Origin of the sequence: Enterococcus sp. S53, assembly GCF_016516865.1 — a bacterium.
GTDB classification, from domain to species: domain Bacteria; phylum Bacillota; class Bacilli; order Lactobacillales; family Enterococcaceae; genus Enterococcus_D; species Enterococcus_D innesii.
This window is the reverse complement of sequence record NZ_JACVUH010000001.1, coordinates 530864-548947: the sequence shown is the minus strand read 5'-3', so window position 1 is coordinate 548947 and position 18084 is coordinate 530864. Positions and strand designations below refer to the sequence as shown.

At 43.6% G+C, this 18084-nt stretch carries 20 protein-coding genes; 11 read left to right on the top strand and 9 right to left on the bottom strand.

What is annotated here, in order from left to right:
* Positions 1-11: 11 nt before the first annotated feature.
* From IAE45_RS02700 to IAE45_RS02690, 3 genes are all read left to right on the top strand, one after another.
* Positions 12-1037, top strand: a complete 1026-nt coding sequence (locus IAE45_RS02700) for an NAD(P)/FAD-dependent oxidoreductase (protein WP_077454479.1) — start codon at positions 12-14, stop codon at positions 1035-1037.
* Positions 1038-1237: 200 nt separating this feature from the next.
* Positions 1238-2113 (top strand): cation diffusion facilitator family transporter, encoded by an 876-nt coding sequence (locus IAE45_RS02695; RefSeq protein ID WP_077454478.1) that lies wholly within the window; start codon positions 1238-1240, stop codon positions 2111-2113.
* A gap of 131 nt (positions 2114-2244) precedes the next feature.
* The gene (locus tag IAE45_RS02690) at positions 2245-2415 is read left to right on the top strand and encodes a hypothetical protein (protein WP_170924020.1); all 171 of its coding nucleotides are present in this window, start codon (positions 2245-2247) and stop codon (positions 2413-2415) included.
* Positions 2416-2532: 117 nt separating this feature from the next.
* On the opposite strand, the gene IAE45_RS02685 is transcribed toward IAE45_RS02690, so the two are convergent.
* Complete coding sequence (locus IAE45_RS02685; protein ID WP_086292126.1) at positions 2533-2796, bottom strand: hypothetical protein; 264 nt, start codon at positions 2794-2796, stop codon at positions 2533-2535.
* A 171-nt stretch (positions 2797-2967) separates the two neighbouring features.
* On the opposite strand from IAE45_RS02685, the gene IAE45_RS02680 reads away from it, so the two are divergent.
* The 8 genes from IAE45_RS02680 (at position 2968) to IAE45_RS02645 (ending at position 10398) form a co-directional block, all read left to right on the top strand.
* Positions 2968-3453 (top strand): GNAT family N-acetyltransferase, encoded by a 486-nt coding sequence (locus IAE45_RS02680; RefSeq protein WP_086292127.1) that lies wholly within the window; start codon positions 2968-2970, stop codon positions 3451-3453.
* A 304-nt stretch (positions 3454-3757) separates the two neighbouring features.
* Positions 3758-5056, top strand: coding sequence for a PTS sugar transporter subunit IIC (locus IAE45_RS02675; protein WP_005225702.1), 1299 nt, complete (start codon positions 3758-3760; stop codon positions 5054-5056).
* Between the two features lie 27 nt (positions 5057-5083).
* Complete coding sequence (locus IAE45_RS02670; RefSeq protein WP_200124819.1) at positions 5084-5335, top strand: hypothetical protein; 252 nt, start codon at positions 5084-5086, stop codon at positions 5333-5335.
* A gap of 1 nt (position 5336) precedes the next feature.
* On the top strand, positions 5337-6431 hold the full coding sequence (locus tag IAE45_RS02665; protein WP_200124817.1) for a DUF871 domain-containing protein: 1095 nt from the start codon (positions 5337-5339) through the stop codon (positions 6429-6431).
* A gap of 4 nt (positions 6432-6435) precedes the next feature.
* Entirely contained in the window at positions 6436-7548 is a 1113-nt protein-coding gene (locus tag IAE45_RS02660) for an amidohydrolase/deacetylase family metallohydrolase (protein WP_200124815.1), read from the top strand.
* On the top strand, positions 7532-8638 hold the full coding sequence (locus tag IAE45_RS02655; RefSeq protein ID WP_200124813.1) for a DgaE family pyridoxal phosphate-dependent ammonia lyase: 1107 nt from the start codon (positions 7532-7534) through the stop codon (positions 8636-8638). Before IAE45_RS02660 ends, IAE45_RS02655 begins: the two co-directional genes overlap by 17 nt.
* Positions 8635-9384, top strand: coding sequence for a 2-dehydro-3-deoxy-phosphogluconate aldolase (dagF, locus tag IAE45_RS02650; RefSeq protein WP_200124811.1), 750 nt, complete (start codon positions 8635-8637; stop codon positions 9382-9384). Before IAE45_RS02655 ends, dagF begins: the two co-directional genes overlap by 4 nt.
* 9 nt (positions 9385-9393) lie before the next feature.
* A complete protein-coding gene (locus IAE45_RS02645; protein WP_140964961.1) occupies positions 9394-10398 on the top strand; it encodes a sugar kinase in 1005 nt (334 codons plus the stop codon).
* A 106-nt stretch (positions 10399-10504) separates the two neighbouring features.
* Here IAE45_RS02645 and IAE45_RS02640 read toward each other — a convergent pair whose 3' ends face one another.
* From IAE45_RS02640 to IAE45_RS02605, 8 genes are all read right to left on the bottom strand, one after another.
* Entirely contained in the window at positions 10505-11083 is a 579-nt protein-coding gene (locus IAE45_RS02640) for a TMEM175 family protein (RefSeq protein ID WP_010747949.1), read from the bottom strand.
* Positions 11084-11182: 99 nt separating this feature from the next.
* Positions 11183-11743, bottom strand: coding sequence for a TetR/AcrR family transcriptional regulator (locus IAE45_RS02635; protein WP_200124809.1), 561 nt, complete (start codon positions 11741-11743; stop codon positions 11183-11185).
* A gap of 2 nt (positions 11744-11745) precedes the next feature.
* Complete coding sequence (locus IAE45_RS02630; protein WP_200124807.1) at positions 11746-12669, bottom strand: phytoene/squalene synthase family protein; 924 nt, start codon at positions 12667-12669, stop codon at positions 11746-11748.
* The gene (locus IAE45_RS02625) at positions 12659-14146 is read right to left on the bottom strand and encodes a phytoene desaturase family protein (RefSeq protein WP_200124805.1); all 1488 of its coding nucleotides are present in this window, start codon (positions 14144-14146) and stop codon (positions 12659-12661) included. Before IAE45_RS02625 ends, IAE45_RS02630 begins: the two co-directional genes overlap by 11 nt.
* A complete protein-coding gene (locus tag IAE45_RS02620; RefSeq protein WP_005225713.1) occupies positions 14143-14859 on the bottom strand; it encodes an ABC transporter ATP-binding protein in 717 nt (238 codons plus the stop codon). The genes IAE45_RS02625 and IAE45_RS02620 overlap by 4 nt, the downstream gene beginning before the upstream one ends.
* An 11-nt stretch (positions 14860-14870) precedes the next feature.
* The gene (locus IAE45_RS02615; protein ID WP_005235249.1) at positions 14871-15935 is read right to left on the bottom strand and encodes an ABC transporter permease; all 1065 of its coding nucleotides are present in this window, start codon (positions 15933-15935) and stop codon (positions 14871-14873) included.
* 313 nt (positions 15936-16248) lie between these two features.
* Entirely contained in the window at positions 16249-16896 is a 648-nt protein-coding gene (locus IAE45_RS02610; RefSeq protein WP_200124803.1) for an HD domain-containing protein, read from the bottom strand.
* 22 nt (positions 16897-16918) lie between these two features.
* Positions 16919-17809, bottom strand: coding sequence for a dihydrodipicolinate synthase family protein (locus IAE45_RS02605; protein WP_200124897.1), 891 nt, complete (start codon positions 17807-17809; stop codon positions 16919-16921).
* Positions 17810-18084 lie beyond the last annotated feature (275 nt).

Below are 18084 nucleotides of genomic sequence, written 5' to 3'. Positions count from 1 at the left end.
GAGGCTAGCCAATGACCACTATAGCAGATGTTCTGATTATCGGAGGAGGGCCTACGGGGCTCTATGCAAGTTTTTATGCCGGATTACGTGATCTATCGGTCGTATTGTTTGAAGCACAAGCCGAATTAGGCGGGAAGATCAATTTTTATCCTGAAAAAATGGTCTGGGATGTGGGTGCATTGCCGCCAACCAAGGGAAAGAAAGTCAAAGAACACTTGATTGAACAGGCTAAGTTGTTTGATCCAACGATCTATCTGAAAACGAAAATCATCGAATTGACCAAGGAAGACAACCTTTTTTATGCAGTGGATGACCAAGGGAGGACCCATGTTGGACGCACCATTTTAGTTTGTATTGGCGGCGGTGTCGTTTCTCCGCAAAAATTGCCATGTTTCATCCATAATAATGTCGACAACTATATCCACTATCAGTTTCCTGACCAGCAAGCGATCCAAGGCAAACATCTAGTGATCTCTGGCGGCGGCGATGCGGCAGTGGATTATGCGATCGAAGCAGTGTCTTATGGTGCCAAAGTCACGCTGTGCTATCGAGGGGAAAAACTGAAAGCCCATGAAGCACAAGTAAAGAAGATGAAAGCAGAAGGGATTCAAGTGCTGATGAATCACACCATCGATGGGGTGAATCAAGCAGAAACATTCAATATGGTTCTACGACTAAAAAACAGTGCCAACCATGAGACGATCGATTTTTTATGCGATCATCTACTGATCCAACACGGGTATGACCGTGACAGTGGCTTGTTAGATAAAGTTTCCTTTGATCTTGCACGTCATGAAGATTTTTATTTGAACTGTGAGATTCCAACAAAAACTAGCCATCCAGGTGTTTTTGCGGCGGGCGACATTCATTATTTCAAAGGCAAAGTGAATCTTTTGGCGGGAGCCTTTCAAGATGCTGCGCAAGCAGTCAACCAAATCAAACACTATTTAGAGCCGACCAGTGTCCCACAGGCGATGGTTTCTTCCCACAATGAGAAATTCAGTGAAAGAAATCGTCAGTTGTTGGTGAATGAGTAGCCATGCTTCTTTGTGAATGAAAAAGTAGAAAAAGCAGGAGTCCCGTATGAGTCCTGCTTTTTTGGTGTCCTCAGAACAGAAATTCGTTTCACTAGAAGTGAATGTTTGCCGCTCCTAAAAAATAAAATCTCTCAAATAAATGATGCAATGGATGAAAATTTCAGCTATTATTTTCAAGTTGACTAATTGGAGGGGATGACATGAATCAAACAAGATATGCAGAATTAAAGCAAGCAGAAAGAGGCGCTATCTTAAGTATCGTTGCCTATATTTTTGTTTCCATCGCCAAACTTGCCATCGGTCGTTTGGCAAATTCTGAAGGATTATGGGCAGATGGATTAAACAATGCGACGGATATCGTGGCATCTATTGCTGTCTTGATCGGTTTACGTTTGGCACAAAAACCAGCAGACGAAGACCATAAATATGGACACTGGAAAGCAGAAAATGTGGCGAGTCTCGTAACATCCTTGATTATGCTGGCGGTTGGTCTGCAGGTTTTATGGTCCTCCATTCAAACAATTCTACTCGGTGAAACGCAAAGTCCCGATATGATCGCGGCAGTCGTCGGTATCATTTCAGCTATTTTGATGTATGGCATGTATTACTACAATAAGCGATTATCTGCTCGTGTAAAAAGCTCCGCTTTGCTAGCAGCTGCTAAAGACAATCGGAGTGATGCCTGGACGAGTATTGGAACGGCGATCGCTATTTTTGCCGCCTCATTTGGTATCGGTTGGTTAGACAGTTTGACTGCGATCGTGGTAGCTCTTTTGATTATCAAAACCGCCGTCGATATTTTTCGTGAGAGTGCCTTTTCACTTTCTGATGGGTTTGATGAATCGTTAGTCGTGGAGTATGAAGCGGCAATCGCTGGTTTTTCTGAAGTGAAATCTGTCAAATCGATTCGAGGAAGAATGTATGGCGCCAATGTTTTTCTCGATGTCGTCGTGACGATGGACAAATCTTTGACGGTTGAAAAGAGTCATAATGTGGCAGATGCTATTGAAGATCTCTTAGCTGATCGTTTTCAGGTGTTTGATACTGACATCCACATTGAGCCTGCTACCGAATAAATTTTATGGCAAAACCTTGATAGGACAAGGATGTAAACCACCCGTTTCCTATTTGTAAACTGAAAAGTTCTTACGGAACCTGCTGATTCATGGCAAACTAGAGGTAACAAAGGAAGAAAGTAGGGAGCCTTATGAATAATAAACAGGTAGTAGAAAATGATTTAGTTATTTCTTTAGATAAAATGGATGAAACAGAAATGATGGCACTTTGCCAACAATATATTGCGGCTATCGATGATAGCCAAGTCCTCTTTGCTTTACTGAAAAAAGTTCAAGCCTCTAAAGCAGCAGTAAGCAAATAAAAAAACAAACCGGCATCTTACGCATTGATGTTCCTCTCAGCAAAAGCGAAAGGAGTGTTGATCAACAGGAAAAGATGCCGGTTATTTTTAAATTTGTTTGAGTCTTTTAAAAAACTTTTAAAGGACGTTTAATAATGCGAATAACCCATAGACGATCAAAGAAGCTATTCCTAAAGGAACAATACGTCGGAATATAATCTCTTTCAAACGCTTGCCTGCTTGTCGCTCTTTTTCATAGTTAGGATCATGAGCGTGCGCTTTAAATTGCTGAGGAGAACGAGAAAAGATTAAGCCATTGGTCATCGATAAAACCCAGCCAATCAACGCCATGAAGAAAGAAACAAAAATGATTGCCAGTAAAAGTAGTTGTAAGAGTTGCATCGTGTTGCTACCTCCTTTTCGTAGCCATTTTTTCACTTTTAGTTTACCATCTTTTGAGACTTTTAGGGGGCATTATTCAACGTGCCCTTTCTTTTTTTGCTTCTTCCCTTATAATAGAGATATTTATAAACGAGTTTCTGTTTCTTACAGCAACAGAGAGAAGGGGTTCTTATGGCAATCACAAAAAAAATCATTCAATCACCAGAAGACTTCCAAACGTTGGATCGTTTGATCAGAGAAATCTGGCCAGAAGTGTTTACACCTATCATTGGGTCCGATCAAGTCGCGTATATGCTGGCTCATTACCAATCACCAGCAGCAATTCAAAACGAAGTCCAGCAAGGAGCAGTCTATCTTTTGTTATTAGAAGGAGACCGAGCAGTAGGATATACAGCGTATGAAGAAACGCAGCATCAGATTTATTTAAGTAAATTGTATCTCCATCAATCCACTAGAGGCAAAGGCTATGCCAGCCAAGTCTTTGATTGGTATGAGGAGATCGCATCAGGCAAAACGCTGCATTTAAACGTCAACAAACAAAACCAGCAGGCGATCGCTGTTTATGAGCATCGCGGCTTTAAGCGCATTTCTGAACGTAGCGTTGCAATTGGTTCGGGATTTGTGATGGATGATTTTATTTATGAGAAGAAAGTCTAATTAAGTAGAAAATTCATTTGATAAACAAAAAAACATTTAATGAATCAAGAATACTATTTTTTATTTTAATATCGTGCCTATTGGAAAACATTGCCAATAGGTTTTTTTGTATCTAGCTAATTCAAAAAATCCTTTATCAACACAAAAAAATAGTTGTATACTGTGTAAATTTACGTTTAGTAAATGTTATTTTGAGTTGTTAAAAATAGTTTCATCTATTCGTAAAAAACATATTTACTCAAAGGAAGCTCTGTGCTATTATCCTTGTATAAACATTATAATGTTATAAACTAAGGAGGCAATTATGAAAGGGTTTGTAGAATTTATTGAACAGAAATTGATGCCGATTGCAAATAAAGTGGGGATGCAACGGCACATGGTAGCGATTCGCAAGGGGATCATCGCTACTTTACCTTTAACGATCGTTGGGTCGTTCTTCACGATCTTACTGAATTTTCCCATCGAATCAGTCGCTGCGGTGATCGAACCGTATCGGGAAGTTTTGGATATTCCCTTTCGTTATACAGTCGGATTATTGGCATTGTATGCAACGTATGGGATTGCTTCATCGCTAGCCAAAAGCTACAAGCTGGATTCATTGACTGCGGGTATCTTAGCAACGATGTCCTTTCTTGTAACCGCTGCACCACCGTTGCGAGTCTTTGATTCTGTGGAAGGCATCATTGATGCGGGACGTTATATCAATGTGGCAAATTTAGGGTCAGGCTCTTTGTTTGGCGCGATCGTCACGGCCATCTTGTCCGTTGAAATCTATCGTTTCTTTATCGTAAAAAATATCACCATCAAAATGCCAGATGGTGTGCCACCAGAAGTGACGAATTCATTTATGGCGTTGATTCCTGGAGGAGCGATCCTGATTTTGTTCTGGGTGATCCGTCATATGTTAGGCTTTGATATCAATGGCTTTTTAAGTAACTTGTTGATGCCGTTAAAAGACGTGCTAGCTGGTAACAGCTTGTTTGGTGGTTTATTGACTGTCTTCTTGATCTGTTTCTTCTGGGTACTGGGGATTCATGGACCAGCCATCATGGGTCCTGTCATTCGTCCATTCTGGGATATTTCCATTGCTGAAAATATGGAAGCGTTCCAAGCATCTGGCAATGCGCATGAATTGCCTAATATTTTTACGGAACAATTTTTACAATGGTTCGTGTGGATCGGTGGAGCCGGTACGACCTTAGCGTTGGTCGTTTTGTTCTTCTTCTCCAAATCAAAATACTTGAAACAATTGGGCCGTTTGTCCATCTTGCCAGGCCTATTCAATATTAATGAACCAGTGATTTTCGGTGCACCGATCGTAATGAACCCAATCTTAGGCATTCCTTTCTTGGTGGCACCGTTGATTACGACAACGATTTCTTACTTCGCGACCATTACGGGCGTCGTACCGATGATGGCTGCCAGACTTGGGTTTGCCATTCCAGCACCAATCGCCGCCTGGATGAGTACGGACTGGAGTATCGCAGCAGCGATTTTAGTAATCGTCAACTTCTTTATCACACTCGCAATCTACTACCCATTCTTTAAAGTCTTTGAGAAACAGCAGATTGCCCGCGAACAAGAAGAAGAAACTGCCGCTTAAGCAAGACAAAAAAAGTGAGGTGCAAACATGGGAATTTATGCCATTTGTTTATTTTTTGGTTGTCAAATTTGGTTAACAAAATCAGCACAAGGGAAAAAAATTCAAGAAGTGCCGTTTTGGCGGATGCTTTTGTTCGGGATTCTTGGCGTTGCTGCAGCGATCCTACTGAGCCGTCAGTTTCCGTGGGGACCATTTTTGACGATGACGACGACGATTGTTTGCAGTTCGCTTTTACTGACACGTTTTACTGCTTTTTATGAAGAAATGAGGATGAGATAAGTTGAAAAGACAACTAGGAGTATCGGTGTATCCCGATCACAGTGATTTTGAAACAGACAAAGCCTATCTGCAATTAGCCCATGATTATGGCTTTAGCCGCATTTTTATGAGTATGTTGGAAGTGAGTGACGGCAAAGAAAACGTGCAGAAAAAATTTAAAGCGTTGATTGATTTTGCCAAAGGATTAGGCTATGAAACGATTTTAGACGTGGCACCAGCCATCTTTTCTGAACTAGGCATCTCCTATGATGACTTGACCTTTTTCCATGAACTAGGAGCCGATGGGATTCGTTTAGATTTAGGTTTTGACGGCAATAAAGAAGCGATGTTGACCTACAATCCCTTTGGCTTAGCTGTTGAATTGAATATGAGCAATGATGTGGCGTATTTAGACAATATTTTGACTTATCAAGCCAACATTCCTTACTTATACGGCTGCCACAATTTCTATCCGCAAGAAGGGACTGCCTTGCCCTATAATTTCTTTGAGAAGTGCAGTCGTCGTTTCAAGGAAAAAGGCATTCGAACCGCCGCGTTTATCTCTTCTCAAACGGGAACGATCGGACCTTGGGATATCAATGATGGCTTACCGACCTTAGAAATGCACCGAAGAATGCCTGTAGAAACTGCCGCAAAGCATTTGTTTGCCACAGGCTTGATTGACGATGTCATTATCGGCAATGCTTATGCTTCGGAAGCAGAATTGGCGGCACTAGGAGCGATTGATCGCTACCAGACGGCATTTGCGATTGAATTTGTGCCTGAAATCAATGAAGTTGAACGCCGAATCGCCCTTGACGAGCAGCATTACCGTCGAGGCGATATCACTGACCGGATGATCCGTTCCACAGAAGTTCGTAAAAAGTATAAGAACCATGACAATCCTGTCCATGACCACGAAGGCGTCTTTCAACGAGGGGATGTTGTGATCGGCAATGATCGTTTTGGCAAGTACAAAAACGAGCTACAAGTAGTGCTGGAGCCCCACTCAGATCCACGAAAAAATAAAATCGGTTCGATCGTCGAACAAGAGTTAGTTCTGCTGCCGTTTATCCATCCTTGGTCGAAATTCACTTTCACAGAGAGGAAGGTGTAATGAGATGTTTGATTTGATTATTCGTCAAGCTCGCACAATCGATGAAAAAGTATTTGATATTGGGATTCAAGACGGCAAAATCACTGCCTTGGCACCTACGTTACAGGAGCAGGCGAAACAAGAGCTGACCTTAGCAGAAGGGGAGTTCTTGTCAGCCGGTTGGATCGATGACCATGTCCATTGTTTCGAGGAAATGACGCTCTATTATGATTATCCAGACGAGATCGGTGTCAAACAAGGTGTCACGACCGTTATCGATGCGGGGACGACTGGCGCCGAAAATATCCATCGGTTTTATGATTTAGCCAAAGAAGCCAAAACCAATGTCTTTGCTTTAGTCAATATTTCCAAATGGGGGATCGTAGAGCAGGATGAACTTGCGGATCTGTCAAAAGTCAAAAAAGAATTGGTCAAAGAAGCGCTGCAGAAGTTTCCTGACTTTATCGTCGGAATCAAAGCCCGAATGAGCAAAACGGTGATCGGCGAAAATGGCATCACACCGTTGAAATTAGCCAAAGCGATCCAGGCTGAAAATCAACCGCTGCCTCTGATGGTCCATATTGGGTCAGCACCACCGAATTTAGCAGAGATTCTCGCTGAATTGGAAGCAGGAGATGTGGTGACCCATTGCTTTAACGGCAAAGCCAATGGGATTTTGGATCAGACGCACCAAACCATCAAGCCTTTCGTCTTTGCTGCCTATGAAAAAGGCTTGGTCTTTGATATTGGTCATGGGACAGACAGTTTCAATTTTGATGTGGCGGAGACGGCTTTTGCCAATCAGCTGAAGGCTTCTTCCATTAGTACGGATATTTACATCCGCAATCGTACCAATGGACCAGTCTTTGATTTAGCGACGACTATGGAAAAATTAGCGGTCGTAGGGTATGATTGGCGTGAGATCATCGAGAAGGTGACCAGTGCCCCTGCGAAGCAATTTCATTTACAGAACAAAGGCGAGATCGCATTGGGGTATGATGCTGATTTTACGATTTTCCGCTTTGAAGCGGGCGAAAAGGAATTGACGGATTCTAACGGCAATCGCCGAATCACGACACAACAGATCGTGCCGCAAAAAGCGGTGATAGGAGGGGAACTTTTTGACACTGAATATTGAAGAATTAGGCTTGAAAGAAGTCATCAATGCTTCTGGCAAAATGACGATTCTAGGTGTCTCGAAAGTCAGCGAAAGCGTACTTGTAGCCCAGCGCTATGGCGGGGAACATTTCTTTGAAATGGCAGATCTAGCAGAAAAAACCGGTGCCTATTTGGCAAAATTGTTGAAAACGGAAGATGCACAGATCGTTTCTTCTGCTTCAGCGGGGATCGCCCAATCAGTGGCGGCACTCATCGGTCAAGGCGACAGCTATCATTTGTACCACCCTTACAGTGAGAAAATCAGTAAACGGGAGATCATTTTGCCCAAAGGCCACAACGTAGATTATGGCACACCAGTGGAAGTGATGGTGGCGCAAGGCGGCGGGAAAGTCGTGGAAGCAGGTTATGCCAATATGTGTACACCCGAGCACATTGAACAGATGATCACGCCCGAAACGGCGGCGATCCTCTACATAAAGAGTCATCACACCGTTCAAAAAAGTATGTTGACAGTAGCAGAAACGGCCCAAGTTGCCAAGGCACACGATCTTCCATTGATCGTTGATGCGGCTGCTGAGGAAGATTTGTTTGCCTATACCCAAGCCGGTGCTGATTTAGTGATCTATTCAGGTGCGAAAGCACTGTCAGGACCAAGTGCTGGCTTAGTGATCGGCAAGCAGCCCTATGTCTCTTGGGTACGCCTGCAATCCAAAGGGATTGGTCGAGCAATGAAAATCGGTAAAGACAATATTCTCGGATTTACCCAAGCCGTGACGGATTATCTAGCGGAGGGAACAGAATCTGGGGCTTCGATGCAAGAGCGTCTGCAACCATTTATTGCGGCAATCAATGAAATCACTGGTTTCGAAGCAAAAATCGTTCAAGACAGCGCCGGCAGAGATATTTATCGGGCCAGTGTCAAAGTGAAAGAACCAAGTGCCAAAGCAGTGATCGACGCGCTAAAAGCGGGAGAACCAGCGATTTATACCCGTGAATACCAAGCCAATAACGGCATTATTGAATTTGATATCCGTGCAGTCAATGAACAAGAAATGGCAGTGATCACCGATCGCTTACAAGAAATTATGTTAGGAGCAACCCAAAAATGAAAACTTCACCCAATTATTTCGCTGACCGTGTCTGCCTAAATGTGTTAGCAAACTCCATTGAAAATGCGAAAGCTTGTTATGAAGCAGCAGAGGGCAACATCGTCCTAGGTGTTTTATCAAAAAACTATGCTAGCGATGAAGCAGCCATCGCAGACATGAAGAATTATCAAGCGGCAACAAATAATGCCCTTTCTGTAGGGCTTGGTGCTGGCGACCCCAACCAAAGTGAAATGGTCTCCCGAATTTCCGCTGTTCTACAGCCACAGCATGTTAACCAAGTGTTCACGGGAGCGGGGACCTCACGAGCTTTGCTAGGACAATCTGAAACGATCGTCAATGCCCTTGTTTCACCAACGGGAAAAGTCGGCTATGTCAATATTGCTACTGGACCATTGAGTTCACAAACTCCAGCTGCAGAAGTCCCAGTCGAAACAGCGATCGCTTTATTAAAAGACATGGGCGCTAGTTCTATCAAGTATTTTCCAATGAAAGGGTTGGCTCATAAAGCAGAATATCAAGCGGTAGCCGAAGCTTGTGCTGCGAATGATTTTTATCTGGAACCGACCGGCGGTATCGATTTAGAAAACTTTGAAGAAATCTTGCAGATCGCTGTTGATGCAGGCGTGAAAAAAATCATTCCCCATATTTACAGCTCGATCATCGATGGCGAAACAGGGGACACACGCCCTGAAGATGTACAGACATTAGCAGAAATGACGAAAAAGGTGTTGGCAGCAGCCAAATAGGGGGGATCAATGATGCGGATCGGTGCTTACGGTGAGGTAATGATGCGGTTGACGCCACCAGAATATCGAACATTGGAACAGACCCACTCTTTGCGGATGGATTTTACGGGAACAGGGGTCAATCTGTTAGGTAATTTGGCGCATTTCGGCTTGACGACGTCGATGCTGACACAGGTGCCAGCCAACCGATTAGGAGATACGGCAAAAGCCAGCTTGCGTTCCTATGGGATTCAAACGGCATTTGTTGGCAAAAAATATAGTCATATCGGCAGTTATTTCGCCGAGATCGGCTACGGCGCTCGTCCGACCTATGTGACGTATCAAAATCGCCATCATAGTTCCTTTGGTGTTTCAGGTCCAGAAGAATATGCCATCGATGGGTTTTTAGAAACGGTCGATCTCATTCATATTTGCGGGATCTCACTTAGTTTGACTGAGAAAACCTGGCAAACTGCATTGGCTTTGGCGAAACAGGCCCATGCCAAGCAGATTCGCGTCTGCTTTGATTTCAACTTCCGTCCAAGCTTGAATGAAGATTTAAATCGGGAGGTACTGAAACAGCGGTATGAAACGATTCTACCCTATTGTGACCTAGTTTTCGGCTCTGTCCGTGACTTGGAGGAGCTATTGGCTTATCCCTTAGAGGAAACCGAAGGCGCCGAGCTTGCGTTGATCCAATCCTTTATTGACCAGTATCAACTAGAATGGTTCTGTGGGACACGGCGTCTAGCCGTGGAAGACAAGCAATTTATCAGCGGAAGGATCATTACGGTACAGGATGCCTATGAAACGGCACCGCAGCTGCTGCAAGTCTTGGATCGGATCGGGGCAGGGGATGCCTATGCCGCTGGCGTATTATTAGGCTATGCCGAAAAATGGTCACTCCAACGCACCGCTGATTTTGCAATCACGAATGCAGTTTTGGCTCATACGATGCTGGGAGATGTTCCCTTAACCACCAAAGAACAAGTGGAACAAGTCTTACAGGCACCTGGGAAAGACTTGATTCGCTAGAAAAAACACTTGCGTCCTTCTCTTGAGGGATGGCTGCGCAAAAGTAGACCAATCGGCTGCTTTTGCGCAATCATCCATCGCTTTTAGGAGAAGGACGCAAGTGTTTTTATTGTTTTAAAAAGGTTTCTACTTTTTTCTCAGGGATCACCCACAATAATAGCACGAGACTATCCAGCGTGATGATGAATAGGGGATGGATCAGCCAGCCGAGGAGCAATGCCAGCACATTGATAAACAATGTAAAATAGAGTTTCTTATATCCGCGAAACAGTTCTACGATGGCTTGATTGTCAGGATTGGCACGAACCAAGGATTTTCCAACTAGGAAATAGCTGAAATCCGTCAATAAAATGACAGCCCCGTATAGTAGCTGTGGGGCAAGAGCGACTGGATAACGACTGACCCATGACGTTACAAAAGGAAAGAGGGTCAGTGCCAGGATCAATAAATGATTCGCCCACAAGGTCCAACCGTCGATTTTAGATACTACTTGAAATAGATGATGGTGATTGTTCCAGTAGATCGCTAACATCACAAAGCTGATCAAATAAATAATAAATTGCTGTTCCACTCCTAAAAAAGAAGCAAAGGTATCGCCTTCGGGCTGGTGCAATTCCAATACTAATAAGGTCATTACGATCGCAATGACCGCATCGGTAAAGGCTTCGATTCGATTTTTTGACATGTACATCCATCCTTTTAAGTTTCTGTTTACTGGATCAGTGTACGCGATTGTCAGAAATTCGTCGAATGATTATTCTCGGGACAAAAGCCAACGTTCCAGCTATTTCGCAATTGGCCCATTGCCTAGTGCACCGAATAAAAACAAATCGATCGCTTCTGGCATCTTGTCTTCTTTTTCTGGTGAGTCCAAATGAGCCGCCATCAGTACTAACAATTGACTGGTGACAAATTCTGGGTCGACATCCGAACGGAGATTGGAATCGCTGCGACGAAACAAGTCAAGAAACGGTTCCTTGTAATTTTTCCGCCAAAGCAAGTAGAGTTTTTTTGAAGTATCCTCAGAAACGGTATGCTGAATGTCGTGCATCATCATATAAAAATTGATGCGATGCCGACTTCTTAAAAAAAGAAACATGTTCAAGATTTTTTCAGAGATCGTCAAGGAAGTATCTTCAACGGTCTGATTTAGCTTTCCAGAAACCTCTTGTGCCAAAGAGACCATCACTTCATAATAGATGGTTTCTTTGCCTTTGAAGTGATAATAAAGATTGGGTTGGGTGATGCCGACGGCTTCTGCGATCTGTCTAGTAGAAGTTGCTTGATACCCCTGCTGCATAAACAGGTTTTCTGCGACTCGTAATATTTTTTCCCGCAAGTTCAAAGTCAGCCCTCCCAACGTTCCTGACGAAGCATTTTTTTCGCGGTGAACAAAAGTTGGATTTTCCGTTGTTTCGGTACCGCTGTTTTTTCAGCAAAGACTTGATAGTTGTTTTTGCGAATCACAGTCAAGATTTCCCGATAGATCAAAGCAGCTGCTAATAGAGCTTCACGGCAATCTTCATCGATTTGCGGCATCATGACAAAAGATTCTTGATAAAGCGTCTCTGCCAGTTGCGCCTCGTGTTCCCACATCTCGATAAACTGCTGGTTTTGATTGCCAGAGGCTAATGCTTCTCGCGAAAGGTTGAATTGCGCCAAGACCGTTTGCGGCAAATAGATGCGGCCCATCCGCAGATCCTCGCCAATATCACGTAAAATATTGGTGCGCTGCATCGCTTCACCCAATTTGATGGCGGGTTCTTGAATCGCAGTGGCTGCTTGCGAGAGAATCGGCAAGAGCATCAGACCCACACTGCCAGCTACGTAGTAACTATAGTCAGAAAGCTCTTTTTCAGAGGTGGGCTGCTGGAAGTCAAGGTCTTGTTTTTGCCCAACCAATAGATCGAAAAAGGGTTGAAACTGCAGATCAAACTGTTGGAAAGAAAGGGTCAATGCCCGCCAAATGGCTTCATCAGGATCTTCTTCTTTGACGGCTTGCGGCAAGTCGATCGCATCGTCTGATACTTGTTTTTGCATTTCTTCCAAGCGTTTTTTCATGGCTTCGATCAACAAAGGGTCTTGCTTTTCATCGACGGCATCATCGGCGCGTCGGCAAAAGGCGTAGACGGCATAGACGGCGCGTGCTTTGTCTTTTGGCAATTGAGAAAAGGCGGTATGAAAGTTTTTTGAATGCTTTTTTATGATGGCCTCACAGTATAAAAAATCGTTGTCGTATTCATCAAAGACGCTTAATGATTTAACGGTCATCTTTTAACAACTCCTCCACAGCTAACTTGGCACTTTGCATCACGATTGGCACACCCGCTCCCGGATGCGTACTGCTGCCGCAGAAGTATAAACCTTCTGCATAATCAAATTTATTATGGGGACGATAGTAATTGCTTTGCGCCAAGGTTGGTTTCAACCCAAATGTCGCACCATTGTAGGCATTGAACCGGTCATTGAACGTATCTGGCGTATACATTTTTTCATACACGATGTGTTCATCGATATCCGTAAAGATCGTTTTTTCTTTTAATAATCCAATGATCTGCTGGCGGTAGCTTTGGATCGTTTCATCCGTCCATTGATCAAATTTAGATAATTCAGGCACTGGGACTAAAACATAAAGACCTTCTTGACCATCAGGTGCTAAGGAAGAGTCTTTCAGGGTTGGACGATACAAGTAGAAGGAAGGATCTTCTGGCAGTTTGCCAGCTTCGAAAAGATCGTCTACATTGCGTTTGAAATCATTGGCAAAATAAATGCTGTGGAGTGCGCTATCCTCATATTTTTTGTCCAGACCTAAATAAAGCAAGAAACAAGAACAAGAATAATCCATCGAAGCGATTTTTTGATTGGTGTATTTGCCGCGTTTTGATTCATCAGGAATCAAGCTTTCCATGGCATAAGGAAAATCAGCCGCACAAATCACGGCATCTGCGGTAATCGTTTCTCCATTGACACGAACGCCTTTGGTTTGCTTGTTTTCGATCAATAATTCATCGATCGGGGTATTGTAATGGATCGTACCGCCTAATTCTTGGAACAAACGTGCCATCCCAGTGGCTAGCGTATACATGCCGCCTTTGATGAAATAGACCCCATACATCAACTCGATCATAGGGATGATGGTATAAAGGGACGGCCCTTGGTAAGGGGAGACACCGATATACAAGGTTTGAAACGCCAATGATTTTCGCAGGCGATCATCTTTGACAAATTTAGAAATAGAAGAGTAGGCGTCACTAAACGTCCGCAGCTTTAACCCTGCCCATAAGGATTTGGGATTGTAAAAGTCTCGCCATGTCCGAAATGATTTGGTGATGAAGGACTCTTTGGCGATCACATAGCGTTTGTAGATATCTGCTAAAAAGGCAAAATAGCCTTGAGCATCTTCTTCCGAGATCGCTTCGAGGGTTTTGGTCAATTCTACTAAGTCATTTGAGAAGGTCAGCGGTTCGTCTTGAGCAAAATACAGCTGCAGCATCGGATCGACTTTCTCCATAGGAATATAGTCATTCGGATCAACGCCAGCAAATTCAAACACTTCACGATAAATTTCCGGCATCATCACGATGGTGGGGCCCACATCAAAGGTAAAGCCGTTTTCCTTGATCTGATTCATTTTGCCCCCAGGTTGCCCTTCTTTTTCGTAGAGGGTGACGTCATAGCCAAGTTTTTGCAAACGGACAGCAGCAGCTAATCCTGACACGCCCGCACCGACAACAATAATTTTTTTCATGCTTGCTCCTTCTGCGAATCATCTGATTCGGCTTCTTTTTTCGTGTGTTCTTTTTCTTCTAAAACGCCATCTTTCATGACGAGAACCCGATCACAATAATCTGTTAAACGGGTATCATGGGTCACCATAATGGTGGCTTTTTGTTTTTCTTTGGTTTCTTTTGCTAAGATTTTGACGACTTCTACGGCTTTTTTTGAATCAAGACTCGCCGTTGGTTCATCTGCCAATATGATGGTGGGATCATGATAGAGCGCTCGGGCAATAGCCACACGCTGTCTTTCACCACCAGAAAGTTCATCGGGGTATTTGTTCTGCAGCTTTTCGATCCCAAGTTGTTCAAACAATTCAGTTGCTGATTGCTCTTGGGTTTCTTTGCTGACCTTATCCACCAATTGAAGTTGCTTTTTGACCGTCAAAAAAGGGACAAGGTTGGAAGCTTGTAAAATAAAGCCGATCTTTTTGAAACGAGTTTTTGCCCGTTGCTTTTCTTTTTGTTTACTGAAGGGTTCGTCATTGATAAACACTTCGCCTTCAGAGGGGGCTTGCAGACCACCGGCGATCGTTAGAAAGGTACTTTTCCCAGAGCCGGAAGGACCGATGATGGCGACAAATTCGCCTTTTTCTACCGAGAAGTTGGTTTCTTTCAAGGCTTCAATCGTCGCGTCCCCATCTTTAAATGATTTTTTGACTTGTTTGAATTCAATGGCACTCATGTTTTTTCCTCCTATCCGATTGCTTTCAATGGGTCGATTTTTACAATCGTTCGTACCGAGAAGAAAGCACCTAGCATCGCGATCAGAATCATCATGACACTGATACTAGCAAAGAATAATAGATTGATTTGGAAAGGCACTGCCGCAGGTAACACGAGGGCGGTACCGATCGTTGCCAACCCACCGATCAAAACACCTGAGGTTGCCAATAAGAACGTTTGGGCGATCACTGAAAAAGCAATGTAGCGGCTAGAGATCCCTTGAGCTTTCATGACACCAAAAATTTCTGATTTTTGCATCGTTAGCACATAGATGAAAATTCCGATAACGATGGCAGCGATCACGATCAAGAACCCGATCATAAAGCCAAAGGTCAGCACTTGTGCGTTGTAACCAGGCAATTCATTAATAAATTTGCTGATATCCGTAGCGACCAGATCATCTGGCACTTCTTTGATTTTGCCACGAGTTACGATCGCGTTGATACGGGCATTTTCAGAATCATCTTCTTTTTCAAAACGAATTTCTTGATAGGCACCGATCGACGTGTAGAGGACCGGAGCGACACTGAAGCGGGCGTTATCTGTAAAACCGACGATTTTTAATTTTTTGTCACTGCCGGCTAATTTGATGGTGTCACCAATGGAAATCCCGTATTCTTCCTCAATACTGCTGTCGGCGACCGCTTCATCATCTGACGCAAACATCTCGCCATCGGTAATATTTGGTGCTAAAAATTGATCTGGATCAATGCCGAAAAAGGTGACATCGACTTTTTCACCGTTGTCTTCTTTGGTCACAACCCCAGCGGTTTGCGCCAAAACTGCTTTTTCTGGTGCATCGACTTCATCATAAAGACTGCGAGGAAGCATCGACATGTTTAAATTATCATTTGCTTCTTCGGTCAACAAAATTTGATCTGCCTCCCATTTGTCGACCGCCATCCGATTATCTTGAGCCAACCCGTAAGCTAACCCAGTTAAAAAAAAGACCAAATAGGCGATTAAAAACATGACCCCTGTGACTAGGGCGTAACGCAATTTGGAATGGCGTATTTCATTGATTGCCAAAAACATAACGATTCCTCCTACTATTTTATCACTTGATAAAATAAAAATACCATTTTTTTTATTTTCAGCAAACTATCTTGCTTACAAAGAGTAAATTCGGTTAAAAAAAGGAGGTTATGTAGAAGGGGCGTCTGTTGATTGAAGAAAACCAGTTGCTGCTCCCTGATTTCAATAGGCGCGAGGGAGCAGTGAAGGAGAGGGGGGACTATAGTGAAAAAAGAACTAGAATAACAGTAAAAGCCCTCTGATTCAGCGCACACACAGAAGCGACGCTAAATCAGAGGGTTTCTATTTTAAAGAAAGTTGTTGGAATGAATTGTTACTTGTCAGTTTCTCCACTTGTAGCGATAACGAACGGCACGATTTTTTCAAAGGAGTGACGGAAGCTTTCAGGTTGTGCTAATTTTTGATAAATGATCGCCAAACCGTCTTGGTTTTTGCTATAATCCAACCAAACCTTCAGCTCACTTTGAGGACCGTATTTCTTTGAAATGTACTGATACGCTTCATGATGCAATTGTTCTAAATCTGTGAGCTGCTTTTTCTCATAAGCAAAAAGCAAGGTTCGCTTGAGGATTCGCTCAAAATCTAAGTCGCGATCGGCTTCGGAAATAATTTTGCCATAAAGCGAGCGAGGCTCATAGGGCAGCGAGGCGCGATGATCTTCTACAGCTTCACCGATCATTGAAATGACTGAAGGAGAGAAAAAGCGTGGCAACACAGCATCTTGTTCAACGATCTTGCGAGAATTGCTTTCGTGGTTTTTGCGGCCATAGAGCAAGCCGATATCATGGTAGGCAGCTACCGTATAGACGATATTCAGGTCAACAGGCAATGTTTCAGCAATCTCAAAAGTATTTTGGATCACTTGGTGGACGTGCGCTGGGGAGTGACTGCTATCCAATTGGTTGTATTGCGGGATGATGGAGCTTTCAATATAGTGCTTTAGGTGTGGATCAATCTTCATTTGTCTGGTTCTCCTGCCTTTCTTATGCTAGATCAGAGGGAATTGAGCCAGTGCCAAACCGATCACTCGTTTCTAGACCTAGCGGCTGACGACAAAAGCCAAAGGGCTGTCCATCAATGGTGATTTGTTGCTTAAGCCACGGAAGATAGCTGATGGTATCTGTTGGATCGCCGGCAGCTGCTTGTTCCATTTTCTGCCATTCATTCGACGTAGGAATCGTTGCAACACCTTTGAGTAACCCTTGCCAAATCACCTGGACCTCCTTGGGACAAAGGTTGGCTGCCATTGATGACAGCCCGTTAAACCCTAGTGCGACCTTTTCCGCCAAGTCCGCTTCACCACCGGCATAAAAGCGAAAATCGACAGCCGTCTTTGTTTTTAGTTGAGGCACTCGCTCCTTACTACCAGCTTCTTTTAAGCCGATCACCCGAGGGTCAGCGATCAAGGTCAAGAGACTTTCTGCAGATAAATCAAAGCCCGTGCGGCGGGGATTGTTGTATAAAATAACTGGTTTTTCGCAAGTATGGATCAATCCCTGAGCGTAGAACACGGCTTCCTTTTGGGTCAGGCAAAGATAAGGGGGAAAGCCTAAAACCACACCATCGATTCGGGGATTTTTGCTGATTGCTTCTGCCAACGCGAGCGTTTCATGAAATACGATGCCAGCTAAACCAAAGAGGACTTCGAAATCGGCTGGCCAGCTGGTTTCTTGCGCTAAGGCATGTAGAAGCTGTTTTTTTTCTGTTAAAGTCAATGAGTGTTGTTCACCGGTGGAGCCGCACACCAAAACCGATTTGATCCCTAGTTTTTGCAGCTGCAAGATATGGGCAATCGTCCTTTTCGTGTCAAGTCTTTCTTCATGATCAAATGCTGTGGGGACGGCAACATGCAGTGAGTGATTCAATGGAGTCATCCGATTCATCCTTTCTTGAGATACGTTTAGCCAGCGATGTTCTTCTTGCTTATAGTGCAAGCCTAGTAAGACAAAACAACTGATTATCCACTAAGTGTAGCAAACTTCTCGTTTCAGCAAAAGGCTTAGCGAAATTTTTTAAAACGGTGGTTGCGTTTTCAAAAAAAGCATGGTATTATGCAAGTAATAAAACAGGCATGTGACTGGTAATGCAGGCAGGACCTATAAAAAACATGGAAGGGATCGTTGGATTCCGTTCAATGTTTTTGTAGGTG